This is a genomic window from Shinella granuli (assembly GCF_004341885.1).
GTDB lineage: Bacteria > Pseudomonadota > Alphaproteobacteria > Rhizobiales > Rhizobiaceae > Shinella > Shinella granuli.
This window is the reverse complement of sequence record NZ_SLVX01000018.1, coordinates 39,422-60,095: the sequence shown is the minus strand read 5'-3', so window position 1 is coordinate 60,095 and position 20,674 is coordinate 39,422. Positions and strand designations below refer to the sequence as shown.

Annotated in this window: 17 protein-coding genes; 5 read left to right on the top strand and 12 right to left on the bottom strand. The window is 65.2% G+C overall.

The window, feature by feature from the left end; genetic code table 11:
- The first annotated feature begins 16 nt into the window (after positions 1-16).
- Positions 17-1,633: a 5-guanidino-2-oxopentanoate decarboxylase gene (locus EV665_RS23020; RefSeq protein ID WP_133035856.1), complete on the top strand. Its 1,617-nt coding sequence runs from the start codon at positions 17-19 to the stop codon at positions 1,631-1,633.
- An 85-nt stretch (positions 1,634-1,718) separates the two neighbouring features.
- On the opposite strand, the gene EV665_RS23015 is transcribed toward EV665_RS23020, so the two are convergent.
- The 6 genes from EV665_RS23015 to EV665_RS22990 form a co-directional block, all read right to left on the bottom strand.
- Entirely contained in the window at positions 1,719-2,576 is an 858-nt protein-coding gene (locus EV665_RS23015; RefSeq protein WP_133035855.1) for an ABC transporter permease, read from the bottom strand.
- A gap of 2 nt (positions 2,577-2,578) precedes the next feature.
- Complete coding sequence (locus EV665_RS23010; RefSeq protein ID WP_133035854.1) at positions 2,579-3,448, bottom strand: ABC transporter permease; 870 nt, start codon at positions 3,446-3,448, stop codon at positions 2,579-2,581.
- 5 nt (positions 3,449-3,453) lie between these two features.
- The gene (locus EV665_RS23005; RefSeq protein WP_133035853.1) at positions 3,454-4,527 is read right to left on the bottom strand and encodes an ABC transporter ATP-binding protein; all 1,074 of its coding nucleotides are present in this window, start codon (positions 4,525-4,527) and stop codon (positions 3,454-3,456) included.
- Between the two features lie 94 nt (positions 4,528-4,621).
- Complete coding sequence (locus EV665_RS23000; RefSeq protein WP_133035852.1) at positions 4,622-5,698, bottom strand: extracellular solute-binding protein; 1,077 nt, start codon at positions 5,696-5,698, stop codon at positions 4,622-4,624.
- Between the two features lie 182 nt (positions 5,699-5,880).
- Positions 5,881-7,368, bottom strand: a complete 1,488-nt coding sequence (locus EV665_RS22995; RefSeq protein WP_133035851.1) for an aldehyde dehydrogenase family protein — start codon at positions 7,366-7,368, stop codon at positions 5,881-5,883.
- A 1-nt stretch (position 7,369) separates the two neighbouring features.
- Positions 7,370-8,473, bottom strand: coding sequence for a mandelate racemase/muconate lactonizing enzyme family protein (locus EV665_RS22990; protein ID WP_133035850.1), 1,104 nt, complete (start codon positions 8,471-8,473; stop codon positions 7,370-7,372).
- A 160-nt stretch (positions 8,474-8,633) separates the two neighbouring features.
- Here EV665_RS22990 and pdxR point away from each other — a divergent pair, with 160 nt between their 5' ends.
- Entirely contained in the window at positions 8,634-10,154 is a 1,521-nt protein-coding gene (gene pdxR, locus EV665_RS22985; protein WP_133035849.1) for a MocR-like pyridoxine biosynthesis transcription factor PdxR, read from the top strand.
- Between the two features lie 14 nt (positions 10,155-10,168).
- On the opposite strand, the gene EV665_RS22980 is transcribed toward pdxR, so the two are convergent.
- From EV665_RS22980 to psrA, 6 genes are all read right to left on the bottom strand, one after another.
- On the bottom strand, positions 10,169-11,785 hold the full coding sequence (locus EV665_RS22980) for a GMC family oxidoreductase (RefSeq protein ID WP_133035848.1): 1,617 nt from the start codon (positions 11,783-11,785) through the stop codon (positions 10,169-10,171).
- Between the two features lie 397 nt (positions 11,786-12,182).
- Complete coding sequence (gene phnE, locus EV665_RS22975) at positions 12,183-13,022, bottom strand: phosphonate ABC transporter, permease protein PhnE (RefSeq protein WP_133035847.1); 840 nt, start codon at positions 13,020-13,022, stop codon at positions 12,183-12,185.
- A 9-nt stretch (positions 13,023-13,031) separates the two neighbouring features.
- Positions 13,032-13,859: a phosphonate ABC transporter, permease protein PhnE gene (gene phnE, locus EV665_RS22970; RefSeq protein WP_133035846.1), complete on the bottom strand. Its 828-nt coding sequence runs from the start codon at positions 13,857-13,859 to the stop codon at positions 13,032-13,034.
- A complete protein-coding gene (gene phnC, locus EV665_RS22965) occupies positions 13,859-14,680 on the bottom strand; it encodes a phosphonate ABC transporter ATP-binding protein (RefSeq protein ID WP_245507804.1) in 822 nt (273 codons plus the stop codon). Before phnC ends, phnE (EV665_RS22970) begins: the two co-directional genes overlap by 1 nt.
- Positions 14,677-15,591, bottom strand: a complete 915-nt coding sequence (locus EV665_RS22960) for a phosphate/phosphite/phosphonate ABC transporter substrate-binding protein (RefSeq protein ID WP_064331520.1) — start codon at positions 15,589-15,591, stop codon at positions 14,677-14,679. The genes phnC and EV665_RS22960 overlap by 4 nt, the downstream gene beginning before the upstream one ends.
- A 66-nt stretch (positions 15,592-15,657) precedes the next feature.
- A complete protein-coding gene (psrA, locus tag EV665_RS22955) occupies positions 15,658-16,785 on the bottom strand; it encodes an iron-containing alcohol dehydrogenase PsrA (RefSeq protein WP_245507803.1) in 1,128 nt (375 codons plus the stop codon).
- Between the two features lie 95 nt (positions 16,786-16,880).
- On the opposite strand from psrA, the gene EV665_RS22950 reads away from it, so the two are divergent.
- The 3 genes from EV665_RS22950 to phnY all read left to right on the top strand — a co-directional run bounded on the left by EV665_RS22950 (position 16,881) and on the right by phnY (position 20,662).
- Positions 16,881-17,747, top strand: coding sequence for a LysR substrate-binding domain-containing protein (locus EV665_RS22950; RefSeq protein WP_133035844.1), 867 nt, complete (start codon positions 16,881-16,883; stop codon positions 17,745-17,747).
- A 157-nt stretch (positions 17,748-17,904) separates the two neighbouring features.
- Positions 17,905-19,173, top strand: coding sequence for a phosphonoacetate hydrolase (gene phnA / locus EV665_RS22945; protein ID WP_133035843.1), 1,269 nt, complete (start codon positions 17,905-17,907; stop codon positions 19,171-19,173).
- Positions 19,174-19,249: 76 nt separating this feature from the next.
- Complete coding sequence (gene phnY, locus EV665_RS22940) at positions 19,250-20,662, top strand: phosphonoacetaldehyde dehydrogenase (RefSeq protein WP_380687626.1); 1,413 nt, start codon at positions 19,250-19,252, stop codon at positions 20,660-20,662.
- The last annotated feature ends 12 nt before the right edge of the window (positions 20,663-20,674 follow it).

Below are 20,674 nucleotides of genomic sequence, written 5' to 3'. Positions count from 1 at the left end.
CCGAACGGATCCTTCCATGAACGAGACCATTTCCTGCGGCAGCCGCCTGATGCAGATTTTGAAGGCCTACGGCGTCGACACCGTCTTCGGCATGCCTGGCGTGCACACGCTCGAAGCCTATCGCGGCATGGATGCCGCCGGCATCCGCCATGTCGGCGTGCGCCATGAACAGGGCGCCGGCTTCATGGCCGACGGCTATGCCCGCATGTCCGGCAAGCCGGGCGTCTGCGTGCTGATATCAGGCCCCGGCGTCACCAATGCCGCAACGCCCATCGGCCAGGCCTATTCCGACAGCGTGCCGATGCTGGTCATCACATCGGTCGCCGCCAACAAGGACCTCGGCATGGGCCGTGGCATGCTGCACGAGATCACCGACCAGTCCGCCGTCACCCGTCCCCTCACCGCCTTCTCCGAGACGGCCACCAGCCCCGACCAGGTGCGCGAATACATCGCCCGCGCCTTCGCCCTCTTCGAAAGCGGCCGCCCGCGTCCCGTCCACCTCTCCATCCCGCTCGACGTCTTCAAGGCGCCCGACGACAAGCCGGCGAACCGGCGCAGCACCGCCCGCCGCCGCGCGCCGGACGTGGCACAGGTCGAGGCCGCCGCCGCGATCCTCAACGCCGCCAGGCGGCCGGTGATCATTGCCGGCGGCGGCGCGGTCCCGGCCTCCGCCGAAGTCAAGGCGCTCGCGGAAAAGATCGGCGCGGCCGTCATTCCGACCATCGCGGCCAAGGGCATCCTGCCCGACGACCACCCGCTCGCCCTTGAGGTAACGGTCGACCGCGGCGCCACCCAGGCCTTCGTACACGATGCGGACGCCGTGCTGCTCGTCGGCACCGAGCTGGCCGAACCCGATATCTGGCTCGACGGCCCGCTGCCGATGCGCGGAAAAATCATCCGCATCGACATCGACCCGGCAACCCTGGTGCGCGACTACGACGTCGATGTCGCCATGGAGGCGGATTCGAGACTCGCGCTCGCGGCGATCGCCGAAAGGCTCGCCCCGGCCGAAGGCTTCAGGAATTCCAACGCCATCGCCGAACTGCGCGCCGCCGAACGCAGCGCCCTGACGCCGCTCGAACAAAAACACGTCCGCGTGCTCGACAGCCTGCGCAACGCCATCCCCGACGACGGCGTGGTCTATACCGACATGACGCAGCTCGCCTATACCGGCTATGCCTTCTACCGCAGCGCCCTGCCCCGCACCTGGCATTTCCCGGCCGGCTTCGGTACGCTCGGTTATGCGCTCCCGGCGGCGATCGGCGGCAAGATCGCAAGCCCTGGGACGCCGGTCGCCGTCATCGTCGGCGACGGCGGGTTCCAGTTCACGCTCCAGGAACTCGGCACCGCAGTGGAGAACAAGCTGCCGCTCGCCATCATCCTGTGGAACAACGACAGCCTCGCCCAGATCCGCGACGGCATGATCGCCCGCGACATCCCGACAATCGGCGTCAACCAGCACAATCCGGATTTCGTCAAGCTCGCCGAAGCCTATGGCTGCCGCACCGCCCAGCCGGGCAGTTTTGCCGAACTGGAAGCCGCGGTAAAGGCCGCCTTCGCCGCGGATGGCCCAACGGTCATCCATCTCCGCGAAAACGCACCGTTCCTGGAGGCCGGCCAATCCATCGAGTGACAGGACGGCGCTTTGCAAACAAACCAGGAATCAGGGCTGCAGCATAACCGACCCTGCGCCGCAAATGGGTGGCCCGGGGTGCGGCTCACTCCTTCCCGCGCTGAACCACCACGCTGAGCAGTGCCAGCGCCCCGGAGCCCACCATCAGGAAGAACGAGACGGCGTTCAGCACCGGCGTCGAGCCGACCTTCACCATGCGGTCGTACATGGTGATGGTCAGCGGCGCGTCGGAGCCGACCAGCATCAGCGTCGTGTTGAAGTTCTCGAAGGAGACGAGGAAGGCGACGACGAAGGCGGAGAAGAGCGCGGGCATCAGATAGGGCAGCGTCACCGTCATCAGCACGCGCAGCCGCGTCGCACCGAGATTGAGCGCGGCTTCCTCCAGCGAGATGTCGAATTTGCGCAGGCGCGCGGCGATGACCAGCGAGGTGATGGTCGTCAGGAACGAGAACTGGCCGAGGATGACGAGGAAGAGACCGGGACGCAGGAAGTCCCATTCGATGCCGAAGGCTTCTTCGAGGCCGTTGGCAATCATGCTGGCGAAGACGAGGATCGAGATGCCGAGGATGACGCCGGGAATAACCAGCGGCACGATCATCAGGATGTAGAAGAAATTCTTCGCCGGGAACTGCTTGCGCTCGAAGAGGAAGGCGTTGCAGGTGCCGGCCGCGACGGCGAGCGCCGAGACGATGACACCGATATAGAGCGAGTTCTGCAGGCCGCGCAGCAGGCGCCGATCATGGAACATGCCGATCTTCGGCTCGGTGCTGCTGAAGAACCAGTCGAGCGTGAAACCGTTCCAGGGCAGCGCCGGGAACATGGAATCGTTGAAGGCGAACATGCCGGCGGCAAAGAGCGGGGCGGCGAGGTACAACAGGAACGCCAGCATGTAGCCGCGATAGAGCCATTGCAGGAAAGGCGATTGCGGGGCCGCGACGTTCATGGTCAGTCCTTTGCGACGGTGGAGGCGAGGCTCTGGCCGGTAAGCCGCAGGCCGAGCCAGACGACGAACGAGGTGAAGACGAGCAGCAGCACGCCGAAGGTCGCACCCGATTCCCAGTTGTAGCGCGTCACGAACTGTTCGTAGATCTGCTCGGTGAACCACATGCTGTTCTTGCCGCCGAGCAGGATGGGCGTGAGGTAGCTGCCCGCCGTCAGCATGAAGACGATGATGCAGCCGGCGACGATGCCCGGCATGGCATAGGGCACGACGATGCGGCGGAAGACGGTGAAGCGGCTGCCGCCGAGATTGTAGCCCGCCTCGATCAGCGAATTGTCCATGCCGTCAAGTGTGGAGACGAGCGGCACGATCATGAAGAGCACGACCGTGTAGACGAGGCCCATGACGACGGTGGCGTCATTGTAGAGCAGTTCGACCGGGCCGCTGACGAGGCCGATCTTCTGCAGAAAGCTGGAGACGAGACCGGTCTCGCGCAGGATGACGATCCAGCCGAAGGCCCGCACGAGATCGCTCACCCAAAGCGGGATGAGGCACATCAAGAAGAGCGCGGCGCGCGAGCGGCGATGGGCGATCTTGGCGATGTAATAGGCGACGGGAAAGCCGACGGCGAGCGCCATGGCCGTCACCAGGATCGACATCCAGGCGGTGCGCAGCAGCGTGTTCCAGTAGATCGGCTCCGAGAGGAAGGCGATGTAGTTCGCAAAGCCGAACGTATATTCACCCGGCCCCACCTTCTCGCGCAGCGAGATATAGCCGATGCCAAGCTGCGGCAGGATGATCAGCAGCGCGATCCACAGCGCGAAGGGGGCGAAGAGCAGGATGAGCGAGAGTTTTCCGATATCGGTGCGCGCCATCGCCCTCACCCCGCAACGGAGAAGGCGCGGCCGTGGCTCCGGCTCCAGCCGATCTCGACCGTTTCGCCGGGCGCAATGCTGACCGAACCGTCCATCACCGCCTGGCCGACCTCGACGAGGTGGCCATTCGCCATGCGCACGAGGATGCGGCTGCTCGCGCCGTTGAACAGCAGGCTTTCGACGGTGCCGCCGAGCGTGTTCTCGCTGCCGGCGCCGATCGAGATGACCTCCGGGCGCACGAAAAGCTCGACCGGCCCGCCGGCCGCGATGCGCTCGTCCCCGGCGAGCGCGATCGCCTCACCGCCGCCGTCGATCGCCACGCGCACCTTGCCGTCCGAGACCGAGAGCGCCCGGCCGGGCCAGCGGTTGCTGTCGCCGACGAAGCCGGCGACGAAGCCGGTCTTCGGATTGTTGTAGAGGTCCTGCGGCGCGCCGATCTGCTCGAATTCGCCGGCATTCATGACCGCCACATTGTCGGACATCAAAAGCGCCTCCGACTGGTCGTGGGTGATGTAGAGGAAAGTCGTCTCGAACTGGTGCTGGAGCTGCTTGAGCTCGATCTTCATGCGCTCGCGCAGTTTCAGATCGAGCGCGCCGAGCGGCTCGTCGAGCAGCAGCACGTCCGGTTCGAGCACCATGCAGCGGGCGATCGCGATGCGCTGCTTCTGACCGCCGGAGAGCTGGGAAACCTGCTTTTCCGCCGTGCCGGGCAGGCCGACGCGGTCGAGCACCGTCGCCACCTTGCGGGCGATGTCAGCCCTGTTCTCGCCGCGGCAGCGCAGGCCATAGGCGATGTTCTCGCCGACATTCATCATCGGGAAGAGCGCGAGATGCTGGAACACCATCTTGACGGGGCGCTTGTTCGGCGGCGTCGAAAGCACGGACCGGCCCTTGATGCGGATGTCGCCGCTCGTCGGCGTCTCGAAGCCGGCGATCATGCGCATCAGCGTGGTCTTGCCGCAGCCGGAAGGGCCGAGGATCGAGAAGAAGGATCCGCGCGGGACATCGAAGGACACGCTGTCGACGGCGGTGTAGGCGCCGAACCGCTTGCTCAGGCTTTCGCATTGAAGATCGTGCATGGAGTGCTCATTGCTCGCGGCGCGCTTTTGCGGCCATCTGGAAAGCAGCCGGCCAAGGACGCCCTCGGCCGGCCGGAACTGCCCTGGAGGGCGATCAGTTGGACGTCGCGGCCTTGATGCGCTCCAGCGCCTTGCCTTCCATGTCCTCCAGCCCCGCCGGGATATTGGCGAAGAACTTGAGGTTGGCGAGGTCCTGCTCGTCGAAGGCGGCCTTGACGGCAGCCTTCTTGTCGTCCGGCAGGAGATCGATGCCGTTGCTGACGGCGGCAATGGCGCCGGTGGAATTCGACATCAGCTTGACGATCTCGGGCTTCATGACGAAGTTGATCCACTTGTAGGCCGCATCGTCCGCTTCGCCCTTGCGCGGGATGACGAAGGTGTCGATCCAGGCGAGCGCACCGGTTTCCGGCGGCACATAGACGAGGTTCTTGTTCTCGCCATAGAGCTTGAAGGCCGTGGAATCCCAGGCCTCCGAGACGACCACCTCACCGGAGAGCAGCAGCGTCGAAAGGTCGTCGCCGCCGTTCCAGTAGGTCTTCACATTGTCCTTGCAGGCGATCAGTTTTTCCGTCACCTCGTCGAGCATCGTCTGGTAGGCCGCCTTGTCGCCATAGAGAGCGAACGGGTCCTTGCCGAGCGAGAAGGCCGTGCCGAGCAGGATGGTGCGGCGCAGGCGCATCGAGGTGCGGCCCTTGTAGTCCGGATTGCAGAGGTCGCCCCAGCCCTTGACGTTCGGCGCCTTGGAAATGTCGGCGACGATGCCGGACGTGCCCCACTGATGCGGCACGGCATAGAGGTTGCCATCGATGGTCGCATTGGCCTTCACGCCGTCGAGCAGGTTCGGCGCCAGGTTCGCCGTCTCGATCTTCGAGAGATCGAGCGGCTTGTAGATGTTGTATTCCTGCTGGGCCGCGAAGATGCGGTCATGGCTCGGCTGGGCGAGGTCGTAGCCCGCGCCGCCGGTCGCCCGGAGCTTTGCGACCATCTCCTCGTTGTTGGACAGCGTCACCTCGACGGTGATGTCAGGATTCGCCTCCTCGAAGAGCTTGATGACGTTGTCCGGCGCATAACCGCCCCAGGTGAGCAGGCGCAGGGTCTCGGCCTGCGCCGCATTGCCTGCCATGAACAGGGCAAGCGCCGTCGTCGCGGCGAGCGCGAATGTCGTTTTCATGCTGTTCTCCTCTTCCGTTTGGCTGTTGCAAGTCGCCGTTTTTCCGGCGTTCTTTCCCATGGAGGGCCATCTCGCTCCCGTCGATGACGCTCTGTTCCCGATTTCTAGCCGCTGGCATCAAAGGACGAGATTGGCTTCCCCGAAAGGTCCATTATCTCCTTGCCGTAAGACCATTATGACGATCAGCCGATCTTCGCCGTCAGGCTTTTCGTGCGCGTGTAGCTGCGCAGCGCCGCAAAGCCCTTCTCGCGGCCGAAGCCGGACAGCTTGTTGCCGCCGAAGGGAACCTCGATGCCGCCGGCGAAATATTCGTTGATGTAGACCTGGCCGGCGTCGATATCGCGCGCCATGCGGTGGGCACGGCCGAAATCGCTTGTGTAGATGCCGGCGACGAGGCCGAAATCGGTGCCGTTCGCCACCGCCACGGCCTCCTCCTCGCCGTCGACGACCTGCACGGAGAGAACGGGGCCGAAAATCTCCTCCTGGATGACGGGATCGTCCGCCGTCACCGCGTCGAGGATCGTCGGCTGGAAGAACCAGCCGGCGCCGCTCTGCGGGTCCGTCGCCCGTCGGCCGCCGGCGGCGATGGTGACGCCGCGCGCACGCGCGCCCTCGACATAGCCGGCCACCTTGTCGAGATGCGCGGCGGAGGAGAGCGCGCCGACCTGCGGGCGGCGCAGACCATGGCCGAGCCTGAGGCTGGCCGCACGTTTGGCGAGACGCTCGACCAGTTCGGCATGCACCCCGCGCTCGACGACGAGGCGCGAACCGGCGGAGCAGATCTGCCCGGCATTCTCGTAGATCGCACCGAGCACGCCCTCCACGGCGGCGCCCATGTCCGCATCGGCCATGACGACGACCGGCGACTTGCCGCCGAGTTCGAGCACGACGCTGGTGACGTTCGCAGCGGCCGACTGCATCACGCGGATGCCCGTCGGCACGGAGCCGGTGAAGGTGACGTGGCGGACATCCGGATGCGCGACCAGCGGCCCGCCCGCTTCCGCGCCCGTGCCGGTGACGACATTGCAGACACCGGCCGGAAGGCCCGCGCGGGCGAGAATATCGGCCAGCATCAACGCCGTCAGCGGCGTCTGCTCGGCGGGCTTGGCGACCACGGTGCAGCCGGCGGCGAGCGCCGGCGCGATGCTGCGGGCGGCCGTCGAGAGCGGGTAGTTCCAGGGAATGACATGGGCGGTGACGCCGACCGGTTCCTCGATGGAATAGCCGATGTAGTCGACACCAAGCGGAAAGGTGTCGCCCTGGATCTTGTCGGCGGCACCGGCGTAATATTCAAAGCAGCGCGCGGCGCCCGCAACGTCGCCTTCCGCCTCCTGCAGGGCCTTGCCGCTGTCGAGGCTTTCCACCACGGCAAGCCGCGCCGCCTCCGCCCGGATGAGTTCGGCCACGCGCAGGAGAACCGCGCCGCGGGCGCTCGCCTTGGTGCGCCCCCAGGCGCGCTGGGCTTGGCGGGCGGCGGCGACCGCCCGGTCCACGTCGCCGGCATCGCCAGCGGCGAAGGCGTGGTAGGGGCGGGCGGCGCCGGGGTCAAACGTCTCCATCGTGCGGCCGCCCGAAGCAGCAACGAACGTGCCGTCGATGAAATGTCCCGACGGCAGGCCGGAAAGCGTGCCGCTGGCAAAATATTCGCCGACGAGGGTTTCGGTGCTCATCTCAATTCGCCTCGCTCATCTGGTAGCTGGAACGCGCCAGCCATTCCGGATCGATCTCCACGCCCCAGCCGGGTTCCTCGGTCACGGTCGCTTTACCATCGACGATGGCATAGGGCGACTTGCGGAACAGGCCGTCCTGCCATGGATAGTAATCCTCGCCCTCGATCGAGAATTCGAGGTATTTGCCGCCGTTCGGGATGGCGCGCAGCAGATGCATGGTGAAAAGCGTCACCATGGAGAGATTGGCGGCGTGCGGCGTCACCGGCAGGCCGGCGGCCTCGGCCATGCGCACCACGCGCAGCGTCCGGCTGATGCCGCCGAGATAGCAGATGTCGGGCTGCACGATGTCGACGGCGCGCATCTCGATCATGCGCCGCCAGATGGCGAGATCGCAATCCTGCTCGCCGCCGGTGACGTCGATGTCGAGCGCCTCGGTCACCTGCTTCGTCTGTTCGAGCTGCCAATAGGGGCACGGCTCTTCATAATGCACGAGGCCGTTGTCCTGCATGATACGGCCGACCTCGATGGCGCGGGCCGGGGAATAGCAGGAATTGGCATCGGCCAGCAGATCGGCTCCCTCCCCGACGGCCCGGGCGATCGTCGGGATGATCTCTTCCGTCCGGCCCGGCCATTCGTCTTCATTGCGCCCGCATTCCGCGCCGACGCGGAACTTGAAGGCGTCGAAACCGTATTCGCCGCGCAGCCGCCTGAACCGCTCGGCCTCGTCGGCCGGCGTGATGTCGCGCTTCATCGAGGAGGCATAGGCGCGCAGCGGACCGGCCGAGCCGCCGAGCAGTGCGGCAACCGGCTTGCCGGCCTTCTTGCCGCGCAGGTCCCAGATCGCCGTGTCGAGGCCGCACATCGCTCGGTAGAGGTAGGAACCCGGAAACTTGTGCTCGCGCTCGAAGATGCGGTCGAGATGGTCATCGAGATCGACGATCTCGGTTCCGAGCGAATAGGGCGCGACCTGGCGGTGCAACACCTCGGACGTGATGTCGGAATGGTAGGCCGAGACCTGGCCCCAGCCGGTCGCACCGGTCTCGTCGGTGATGCGGACGAAGCCGACATGGCGATTGCAGAAGGTCTCGATGCGTTTGATCTTCATGGCGGTCCGGTCTGTCCTCTGGCGAAGGCGTCTGGCGAGCAATGAGCCCTTGACGCCGCGAACTGGTCCGACAATCATCGGAAAATCTTCGAGCGAGAAGGTCCACTTTGCTTTTCGTAGCGGACCACTATTGCGGCGGGACGACAGGCCGGAGGGCGAGATGGTAAAATATCCGGGCGGCGCGCTGCTGCCCACGCTGCAGTTCGACCGCAGTTCCCGTACGCCGATCAGCGCCCAGCTCTGCTCGGCGCTGCGCGACATGATTCTTTCCGGAAGGCTCCAGCCCGGCGAGCGCCTGCCCTCCAGCCGCACGCTGGCGAAGGATCACGGCGTCTCGCGCACCACGGCCATCAGCGTCTACGAGCAGCTCGCCGCCGAAGGTCTGATCCGCTCCAGCATCGGCGCCGGGGCCTATGTCACGGACACCCTGCGCGACGGCCGGCCAGCCAGGACCCCGGAAAGCCCGGCCGGAGACGAGATCCGCAGCCCGCCGCGCCTTGCCCAGCTCAGCGCGGACGCCTCCGAGCACTATTTTCCACGCCTCGCCCATCCGGAAAACCCGCGGCCCTTCATCACCGGCATCCCGGCCTTCGACGAGTTCCCGATGGCGCTGTGGGCGAGCATGGTCGCGCGCTACTGGCGCCAGCCGCGCAACCTCCTGCTCGGCTATCCGCCGGCCGAGGGCCTGACGGAGCTGCGCCGCGCCGTTGCGATGCATCTGCGCGCCAACCGGGGCATCATCTGCGAGCCGGAACAGGTCTTCATCTTCAACGGCGCTCAGGACGCCTTCAACCGCATCGGCAATACCCTGCTCGATCCCGGCGATGCGGTCTGGATCGAGAACCCGGGCGCGATCGGCGCGCGCAACAGCCTTATTTCCTCGGGCGCACGGCTGGTGCCGCTCAGCATCGACGAGGAAGGCATCAACGTCGCCGAGGGGCTGGAGATCGCGCCGGATTTCCGCCTCGCCTTCGTGACGCCCGCCCACCAGCATCCGCTCGGCGTGACGATGAGCCTGCAGCGCCGCTTCGAGCTGCTGCGCGCCGCCGAACGGGCCGGCGCCTGGATCATCGAGGACGACTATGTCGGCGAGTTCCACTATGCCGGCCACCCGCCACCGACGCTGAAAAGCGTCGATACGTCCGGCCGCGTCATCTATGTCGGCAGTTTCTCGAAAACGCTGTTCGCGGCGCTGCGCCTCGGCTATGTCGTCGCGCCGCCTGGCCTGGTCGATATCTTCTACCGCATCGCCGGAGCGACCCTGCAGGGCTCGCCCGCGAGCCTCCAATCGGTCGTCGCGAGCTTCATCGAATGTGGCCATTTCGCCAGTCATATCCGGCGCATGCGGCGCGTCTACGCCGAGCGGCTTCAGGCGCTGCTGGACGGGGCCGCCCGCCATATGGCCGGCCTGCTGGATGTCGCCCCCACAGAAACGGGCTTCCACACGGTCGGCAGCCTCGCCGAGGGTCTTGACGAACTTGCCGTCGCCCGTCGCGCGGCCGAGCGGAATGTGCTCGTCTCGCCGATCGGCCGCTTCGCCATCACGCCGGTGCGCCAACGCGGCCTCGTCCTCGGCTTCAGCTCCGCCCCGCCGCGCATGATCGCAAGCGCGGCGGAAACGCTCGGCGCGGTCCTGAAGGACATGCGCAAGGCGAAAGGCCGGAGCCGCATCAGCGCCTGAAACGCGCCCGCGCCTCAGCGCGTATCGGCAAGGATGAGGTCGGCTCCTTTTTCGCCCACCATGATGGTCGGTGCGTTGAGGTTTCCCGCGGTGATGCGCGGGAAGACCGAGGCATCGACGACGCGCAGCGCCTCCAGGCCGTGGACGCGCAGGCGCGGGTCGACTACGGATGTCGCCGCATCCGGCCCCATGGCGCAGGTGCCACAGGGGTGGAACACCGAGCCGGAGCGCGCGCGGATGTCGGCGATCAGGTCCTCGTCATCAAGAATCGCGGGGCCAGGGCGAATCTCCTCCTCGATGATTTCGCGCATCGGACCGGTGCGCGAAAGGCGCCGCAGGAAATGCGCGGCTTCCAGCAGTTCCTGCACGTCCTCTTCCGTCGAAAGGTAGTTGGGCTGGATTTCCGGCGCGGCGAAGGGATCGGCGGAGCGGATGGCGAGCTGCCCGCGGCTCGTCGGGTGGCAGTTGGACACGCCGACGAGGAAGCCGGGAAAGGGATCCGGGCTCATCAGCGCCCGCCGGCCGGGAATGGCGCGGGTATAGCTGACCGGGGAGAAATAGAGCTGCATGTTCGGGCGCATGCGCTCCGGGCTGGTGCGGAAGAAGCCGCCGCCCTGGTTCACGCTGAGCGAGAGCGGACCGCTCCTCGTCAGAACGTAACGCAGCCCTACCCGCAGCCGCCCCAACCAGGGCCGCAGCACGTCGTTGAGCGTCGGCTGCCGGCTCCTGTAGAGATGATCGAAGCCGATATGGTCCTGCAGGTTGCGCCCGACAGCCGGCGCGGCATGCACGACATCGATGCCGTGGCGCTTCAAGAGGGCCGGATCGCCGACGCCGGAAAGCTGGAGCAACTGGGGCGTGTTGACCGCCCCCGCGGCCAGGATGACCGCGCACCGCGCGCGAACCTGCCGGGCCTCTCCACCCTGCCTGTATTCGACGCCGACCGCCCGCTTGCCGTCGAACAGCACGCGGGTCGCATGTGCGGCCGTAATCACGCGCAGGTTCGCCCGCCTGCGGGCCGGAGCGAGATAGGCGGTCGCCGTCGAGCAGCGGAAGCCGTTGCGCGTCGTGATCTGGTAGATGCCGACACCTTCCTGCGTCACGCCGTTGAAATCCGGATTGCGCGACAGGCCCGCCTCGGTGCCGCCGGCAAGATAGTTCCGGCAGAGCGGATGCACGACCCCCTCGATATTGGTGACGGTCAGCGGCCCGCCTTTCCCGCGCCATTCATCGGCACCGGCGACATTGTTCTCCATGCGCCGGAAGAGCGGCAGGACGTCCTCATAGCCCCATCCCGGATTGCCGAGCGCGCGCCAGCCGTCGAAATCCTCGGCCTGCCCGCGGATGAACACCATGGCGTTGATCGAGCTGGACCCGCCGATCACCTTGCCGCGCGGCCAATAGGACTGGCGGCCGTCGAAACCCGGCACCGGCTCCGTCAGGTATTTCCAGTTCAGCCTGTCGTGATAGAAGGCCTTGCCATAGCCGATCGGCATGCGCACCCAGAAGTTCAGGTCGCTGCCGCCGGCCTCCAGCAGCGCCACGCGATGCCGCCCGCCATCGGAAAGGCGGTTCGCCAGCACGCAGCCCGCCGAGCCCGCACCGACGATCACATAGTCGAATTCATCCATCTGCCGATTCACTCCCCGGGCCCTTCGAGGCTCCCCGTGCCTTGGGGACCCTTCCTATCGTGAACCGGATTCAAGGGCAGTGTCCATTTCGATCAGATTGACATACCAGTCCGCTCCCCGGCCCGGCCGGTGGTCCATCGCTCCAGCCCTGCACCTGCTCACAGGCAGCGCAGACCGGTGGATCAAGGTCTGAAAGGCCGGCAGGCAGGCGGCAGATGGGTTCTGAAGGATGTTGCTTCCCGCATCATGCAAAGGCTGAATGGCAAATCCTGGCCAAGCGCCGCCGATTACAAGCCATCCCCACCGTATACCTGGAGCAGCCAGTCGTTGCTTTCGATCGGGATCACGGCGTGTTCTCGGCTGGATTGGTATCCTGGTCGCCGAACGGCCACCCCCGTTAGCGCATTCTGGAAATCCGTCGCCGCAGCCATCCGGATCCGATTTCCGCGATCAGAACGAGAGCGATGATCACCAGCAGTATCGCCGCGACGCGGGTAGATTCGAGCTGCTGGGTGGTGCGTTTCAGGTACCAACCCATGCCGCCGCCCCCGAAGAAGCCGACGACGGTCGCCGCGCGGAAGGCAACGTCCCAGGTGTAGATCGCGATGCCGGTGAAGGCGACACGCACCTGTGGCAAGACCGCATACTGGAAGACCTGCAGCGGACTGGCGCCGACCGAGCGCATCGCATCCACCGGCCCCATGTCGATCGCCTCCAGCTCGTCGGAGAAGAGCTTTCCGGCAAAGCCGATGCAGAAGACGGTGAGCGCGAGCGTGCCGGCCAGCATGCCGAAGCCGAGCACGGTGACGAAGAGGATGGTCCAGATCGTCTCGTGGATCGAGCGGCTGCCCATGATGGCGAAGCGGCCCAAGGGATAGGCGATGCGCCGGCTGAACGTGATGTTGCGCGCGGCAAGCCAGGCGAGCGGGATGGAGAAGACCACGCCGAAGAAACCGCCGAGCAGTGACATTTCCAGCGTGCGGATGACCGATCGGATGAAATCCGCGTCGGAAACATAGTTCAGATCCGGCGGGAAATAGCGGGTGGCGAGGATCTCCGCCAGCCGCGGGAAGGCACCGAGGATGCGCAGGAGATCGACGTTGAGGAAGGCGACGGACCAGGCGAGGAACGTCAGGACGGCCAGCAGCACGGCGAAACGGATCGTCGATTGCGGGTGGCGATAGCGCGACCAGCGGCGCGGCGCGGCGGGGATGGATTGTAGAGATGCGAGTGCCATTGCCGCCTCCTAGATGACTGCCTTGCGCGCGAAATGGGACACCACCTCGCCGAGCGCGATCAGCGCGAGGACCGCAAGGACCACGAGCGTCACGCCGCCATAGTTGAACATCGCCATCTGGCGGAAGAAGACGAGGCCAAGGCCACCGGCGCCGACCAGGCCCATGATCGCGGAGCGGCGGATGTTGATGTCCCACTCGAAGATGATAGTGCCGATGATGACCGGCAGGATCTGCGGCCCGATGCCGTAATACATGACCTGGAACTGGTTGCCGCCGACGGCCCTGATCGCCTCGACGGGCTTCGGATCGATGTTCTCGATCGCTTCCGCGGTGATCTTCGAGATGAAACCGATGGAGCGCATCGCGACGGCCAGAATGCCGGGCAAGGCGCCGAGACCGACGGCGCCGACGAACAGCAGCGCCCAGATGATCTCGTGGATCGAGCGGGACAGCACCATCAGGAAGCGGCCCAGCGGATAGAGGATGAAGCGGCTTGGCGTGACATTCGCCGCACCGAACCAGGCGACGGGCAAGGACAGGATGCAGCCGAGAATGGTGCCGAGCGTCGCCATCATCAGCGTTTCGAGCGCCGGCACGAGAAGCTTCGGCGCGAGCGACCAGTCGACCCAGAAGAAGCGTTCGAGCGTGCCGCCGATGCCGAGCGCACCGCCCATGCGCGCCCAGTCGGTGTCGAACAGGATCGTATCGCGGACGCACCAGGCCAGCACGGCGGCGCCTGCCGCCACGATCAGCCAGTTCTTGATGCGGCGGCTGCGCTTGTGGGCGAGCCAGGCATCGAAGCCGTGCTCAGAAACAGAGGTTGCCGCCAGGCTCATCACAGCACCTCCATGGCGTAGATCTCGTCGAGGTCCTGCTTGCGCATCCCCTTCGACGGCCCGTCGAACTTCTTGTAGCCGTCCTGCATGCCGATGATGCGGTTGCAGCTTTCGAGCGCCAACTGGACATCGTGGATGTTGCACAGGACCGGAACCTTGAACTCCGTCGCAAGCTCCCGGATCAGCCGCATCACGTCGCGCGATATCTTCGGGTCGAGCGCCGAGGTCGGCTCGTCGAGCAGCAGGATTTCCGGCTTCTGCATCAATGCGCGGGCGATGCCGACGCGCTGGCGCTGGCCGCCGGAAAGCGCATCCGCGCGCTTGTCGACGTGATCCTGCAAACCGACGCGTTCGAGCAGGTGCAGCGCCCTGTCGATATCCTCGCGCGGGAAGGCCTTGAAGAAGCTGCGGAAAGCACCGGTATAGCCGAGGCGGCCCGAGAGCACATTGTCCATGACCGACATGCGGTTCACCAGGTTGAATTCCTGGAAGATCATGCCGATGCGCCGGCGCAGATGCCGCAGCTCGCTTCCCCGCAACGGCCGCACCGACTGGCCGAACAGGACGATGTCGCCCTCCGTCGGCTCGACGAGCCGGTTGATACAGCGGATCAGCGTCGACTTGCCCGCGCCGCTCGGTCCGATGACGGCGCAGAAATCCTCGCCGTCGACGGCGAAATCGATACCCTTGAGGATCTGTGGGCCGCTGGCCGCGTAGCTGACCTTGAGGTTGCGCACTTGCAGGATCGACATGGACGCCACCGTGTCAGCCGTGGAGCCGCGCGTCGCGCGGCTCTCGGCGATGTTCTTTTCGTGTCTCACTGGCTTGCCGCCTTTTCCGCTGCGACGAGCTTGCGGATGATATCGTAGTCGCTGTCGTTCATGGCGACGAACTTCGTCGAGGCGATGCCGTCGAAGAACGGCTTTGCCGCCGGATCCTCGTGCAGCGTCAGGAACGCCTCGCGAATGGAGGCCTTCAGCGGCTCGCAGAGATCGCCCCGGTAGACCATCGGATCCTGCGGAATGATGTCGGACTGCCAGAGCACCCGGAAATCCTCCTTGGCCGCGAGGCCGCGGTCGATGACGTTGTCGAGCCGGTGCGTCGCGACGAAGGCATCATCGACACGGCCCTCCTTGACGGCGAGCGCCGACTGGTCATGACCGCCGGTATAGACGACCTTGGAGAAATACTTCTCCAGCTCCGGCCCGGTGCCGATCGTCTCGCCGAACACCATGCGCGGCAGGAGGTTGCCGGAGGTGCTGGCCGGATCGGCAAGGCCGACGACCGAGCCCTTGAGGGATTCGATGCTGTCGAACTTCGAATCCGCCTTGACGACGAGCACCGCGCGATAGCCCGGGCCCTCCTCCTGGAAATGTCCCTTGGTCTTGGTATAGGTGGCGAAGACTTCGAGGTTCGGGTCCTTCTCCTTGGCAAGCACATAGGAGTTCGGCCCGTGAACGCCGATCTGGACCCAGCCGTTGACCATGCCTTCGATGACCGAGGCATAGGAGGTCGGCATGAAGAACTCGACGGACTTGCCGGTCTTCTCCTTCAGCTTGTCCAGCAGGGGCTTGTAAATGTCGAGCTCCTGCGTCGTCTCCTCCGTCGGGATGATGGAGAAGACCAGCGTGTCGGGGTTCTTGCACTCCTCCGCAAGGGCCCCGGAAGCCGTGTAGGCGATCATCGCTCCCAGCGTTGCCAGGCCGGCCACGGTACGTTTCAAAGTAGTCATTCATTCCTCCCAAAACAAATGCAATCGATCGGCCGGAGCCTTCCGCTCGCGGCAATTAGAAATCGGTCATGCCACTGCCATCTGCCTGCTTCCCCCGTCACCGGCGATCGCCAGAAGCACGTCCCGCTTGCCGATGAAATTCTGTCCGCGCTCCCCGTCGAAGGCGAGCGTGATCAGGTCGCGCCACTCGGCGTCATCGATGCCGTAGTGGCGATGGTCCGTCGCAACGCCAAGTCCGTTCAGGAAGGCCTCCAGCTGGTCGGCGGTCTTGTATGCATCCGCCCCGAAGATCGCCTGCAGGCCCTCCGCGCAGATGCCGCCCTCCCCGGCGACGCTGCGGATGATCATCGGGAGCGAGAAGGAGCAGGCGATGCCGTGCGGCACCCCATGGCGCAGCGTGATCGGGTAGGACAGCGAATGGGCGATCGCCGTCTTGGTGTTGGAAAAGGCGAAGCCGGCGAGCGTTGCGGCCCGCGCCATGCGTGCGCGCAGCTCGACATTCGCAAGGTCGCCGGCGAGCTGCGGCAGGGTGGAGAGCACGCCGCGGGCCGCGGCAATGGCATGCGCCATCGATACGGGATTGGCGCTGCGGTTCCAAAGGCTTTCGAGCGAGTGCGACAGGGCATCGAGCCCGGTCTGGATCGTCAGGTCGCGGGGTTTTCCGGCCATGAGCTCGGGATCGACGATCGAATATTCCGGATAGAGGCCGGGATGGGCGAGCGAGTATTTCACGCCGCCGGCATTGTCCCAGACCGTGCCCCAGCAGGTGACTTCGCTGCCCGTGCCTGCCGTCGTCGGCACGGCGATCAGCGGCCAGGGGGAGAGCGTCTCAGCGCCCGCACGCTTCTTCAGGTAGGCGTCCATGGCGGCGAAATCGCCGCGGGCGGCGGCAAAAACCTTCGCCGAGTCGATGACGGAGCCGCCGCCGAGCGCCACGATGACTTCCGGCTGCCGGGCAAGCCCGGCGAAGCGGGCGGTCTGCACTTCCAGAAGCGCAATGTCCGGGTTCGGAGCGATGTCGTCCACCACGAGCAGGGGCGCACCGGCCGCCTGTTCGAGACGTGCGGCAAGCCCTCGGAAGAAGGCATCGCCGTAGGTGACCAGGGCATAGGGGCGGCCAGCGATGGCATCGGCAAGACGGTTGAAGCTGCCGGAGCCAAAACGGACATCAACGGGGTTTCGATAGGACCACACGGACGACTTCCTGTTCTGCAAATTGATTGGCAGACACACTGTGACAAAGCCACCATCCATTGACTAATACAAATCTTTGCGGATTATCATAGATTATGGCTATAGTATTCACGCATCTCCGCTCCTTCCACGCCGTGGCTGAAAACCGCGGTTTCACTGCGGCCGCAGACGCCCTCAACATCAGCCAGCCGACTGTTACCACACAGGTAAAGGAGTTGGAGGAGCGTTACGGCGTCGAGCTGATCGTGCGCCGCGGACGGCGCATCGAGCTCTCTGAGACGGGGGCGGCGCTCTTCGACGTGACGAAACGCATCATGACGCTGCATGAGGAAGCAGAGGAGCTTCTGTTGAGCAGTGGCAAGCTCGAAACCGGCATGTTGCGCCTTGCCGCCGTGGGGCCGTTCCATGCGACGGAGATGGTCGCGCGGTTTCTTGCAAAATATCCCTCGATCAAGGTCAGCATGCTGCTCGGCAACTCCGACCAGACCCTGCAGAGGGTTCTCGATCTGGAATCCGACGTCGCCATCCTGGCGCATGCCGTGGACGATCCGCGGATCGCATCCGTGCCGTTCAGCACCCATGACGTCGTCGTCTTCGTCAATGTCGAGCACCCCTGGTACGGGCGCGACGAGGTCTCCATCGCGGAACTCGCCGGCCAACCGCTGATCCTGCGGGAAGTGGGATCGACGACGCGACGCGCTTTGGAGCAGGCGGCCCTGAAAGCGAATGTCCCGGTCAGGCCCTTCCTCGAAATCGGCAGCCGCGAAGGCGTCTGGAAGGCGGTCGAGCGGGGGCTCGGCATCGGCGTCGTCGCCGATTTCGAATTCGTGGCGCATCCGCGCCTCGGCACGATCCGCTTTTCCGATGCCGTGGTGCAGACCGAATATCGCCTCTCCTGCCTCTTGGAACGGCGCCATTCGCCGAAGATCGAGGCCTTCATGAAATCGGTTCTCACCCCGTAAGCCGCGGCCGCCTCACATCGGATAATCATAGCCAGGATCTATCGATCAAATACATAATTGCAATTTTTCAAATGGATGACTTTGCGTCAGAAAAAGCGGGAGACAATGCAAGGCCGGCGGGACGCCGACCGCTCATCACAAGGAAGGACCGCCCGCCATGAACCAGATGTCGCCCGTCACCGTCACCGCCAATGGCCGCGCCTATCCCTGGCCCAAGGTGCCGGCCATCGCCATCTGCCTCGACGGCTGCGAGCCGGCCTATCTCGACGAGGCCATCAAGGCCGGCCTGATGCCGACCCTGGAGCGCATGTGCAAGACCGGCACCGTGCGCACCGCCCACAGCGTCATTCCGAGCTTCACCAATCCCAACAACCTTTCGATCGCCACCGGCCGTCCGCCAGCCGTGCACGGCATCTGCGGCAATTACCTCTACAACCCGGCGACGGGCGAGGAGGTGATGATGAACGACCCGAAGTTCTTGCGTGCACCCACCATCTTCAAGGCCTTCTACGACGCCGGCGCCAAGGTGGCGGTGGTGACGGCGAAGGACAAGCTACGTGCCCTGCTCGGCCATGGCCTTGCCTATGGCGAAGGCCGCGCGATCTGCTTCTCCTCGGAAAAGGCCGACACGACCACGAAGGCGGCAAACGGGCTCGACAATGCGTCCGAGTGGCTTGGCCGCCCCGTACCGGAGGTCTATTCGGCCGAGCTCTCCGAATTCGTCTTCGCCGCCGGTGTCAAGCTCCTCAAGGAGTTCCGCCCGGATGTCATGTACCTGACCACCACCGACTACGTGCAGCACAAATATGCGCCGGGCGTGAAGCAGGCGAACGACTTCTACGAGATGTTCGATAAGTACCTGACCGAGCTCGACGCGCTCGGCGCGGCGATCGTGGTGACGGCCGACCACGGCATGAAGCCGAAGCACAAGGCGGACGGGTCGCCGGATGTCGTCTACGTCCAGGACCTGTTCGACGAATGGCTCGGCAAGGATGTCGCCCGTGTCATCCTGCCGATCACCGACCCCTATGTCGTGCATCACGGCGCACTCGGTTCCTTCGCCACCGCCTACCTGCCGGAGGGCGCAGACCGGGAAGCCATCATGAAGCGGCTGCGGGCGGTCAACGGCATCTACCTCGTCCTCGGCCGCGAGGAGGCCTGCCGCACCTTCGAACTGCCGGAGGACCGCATGGGCGATATCGTCATGCTTTCCTCGGAGAACAAGACGATCGGCACCAGCGAGCACCGGCATGACCTGGCCGCCCTCAACGAACCGCTTCGTTCCCATGGCGGCCTGACGGAGCAGGCCGTGCCCTTCATCACCAACCGGGTGCTGCCCGACCAGCCCTACGCGCCCGCGCTGCGCAACTTCGACGCCTTCTATTATGCCGTCACGGCTGCGGCGCAGGCCGACCGGAAAGCCTGATGTTGCCCGCCCTTTTCGCGAACAGGAGCAAGCCGTGACCCGCCCCGAGACAGCCATAAAAGTCCCTCACGAACCGATGCGCATCGCCGGCAAGCATGTCGATGCAGAAGGCGCCGTCGAGGTGCGCTATCCCTATACCGACACGGTGATCGGCACCGTGCCGGCGGGCGGCGCCGAGCATGCCCGCAAGGCCTTCGAGATCGCGGCCAGCTACAAGCCGACGCTGACGCGCTACGAGCGGCAGCGCATCCTGCTGCGCACGGCGGAACTGCTGAACGCCCGGAAGGAGGAGATATCAGATCTCGTCACGCTGGAACTCGGCATTTCCAAGCAGGACTCGCTTTACGAAGTGGGCCGCGCCTTCGATGTCTTCACGCTCTCGGGGCAGATGTGCATCCATGACGACGGCGAGATCTTCTCCTGCGACCTCACGCCCCATGGCAAGGCGCGCAAGATCTTCACCACACGCGAGCCATTGAAGGCGATTTCGGCGATCACGCCCTTCAACCACCCGCTCAACATGGTCTCGCACAAGATCGCGCCGGCGATCGCCACCAACAATTGCGTGGTGGTCAAGCCGACGGAACTGACGCCGATCACCGCTCTCGTGCTCGCCGACATCCTCTACGAAGCGGGCCTGCCCCCGGAAATGCTCTCCGTCGTCACCGGCTGGCCGGGCGATATCGGCGACGAGATGATCACCAATCCCAATATCGACCTCATCACCTTCACCGGCGGGGTTCCGGTCGGCAAGCTGATCGCCTCGAAGGCGGGCTACAGGCGCCAGGTTCTGGAACTCGGCGGCAACGATCCGCTGATCATCCTCAACGACCTCTCGGACGACGATCTCGCCTGGGCGGCGGACCTCGCCGTGGCCGGTGCGACGAAGAATTCAGGCCAGCGCTGCACGGCCGTCAAGCGCATCCTGTGCCAGGAGCGCGTTGCCGACCGCTTCGTGCCGAAGGTGCTGGAGCGGGCGAAGGCGATCAGGTTCGGCGATCCCATGGACCGCACGACCCAGCTCGGCACCGTGGTGCACGAACGGGCCGCGGCCCTCTTCGAAAAGCGGGTGCACATGGCCGCCGAAGCGGGCGCCGAGATCCTCTATCACCCGGGCCGGCAAGGTGCGCTGCTGCCGCCGATCGTCGTCGACCGCGTCCCCCATTCCTGCGAGCTCGTCATGGAGGAGACCTTCGGGCCTATCGTTCCGATCATCCGGGCACCTGACGACGACGATGCCCTGATCGCGCTCTCGAACTCCACGGCCTTCGGCCTTTCCTCCGGCGTCTGCACCAATGACTTCCGCCGCATGCAGAAATACATAGCAGGCCTTGAAGTCGGCACGGTGAACATATGGGAAGTGCCGGGCTATCGTATCGAGATGTCCCCCTTCGGCGGCATCAAGGATTCCGGCAACGGCTACAAGGAAGGCGTCATCGAGGCGATGAAATCCTATACGAACGTCAAGACGTTCTCCTTGCCCTGGTGACAGGATGACATC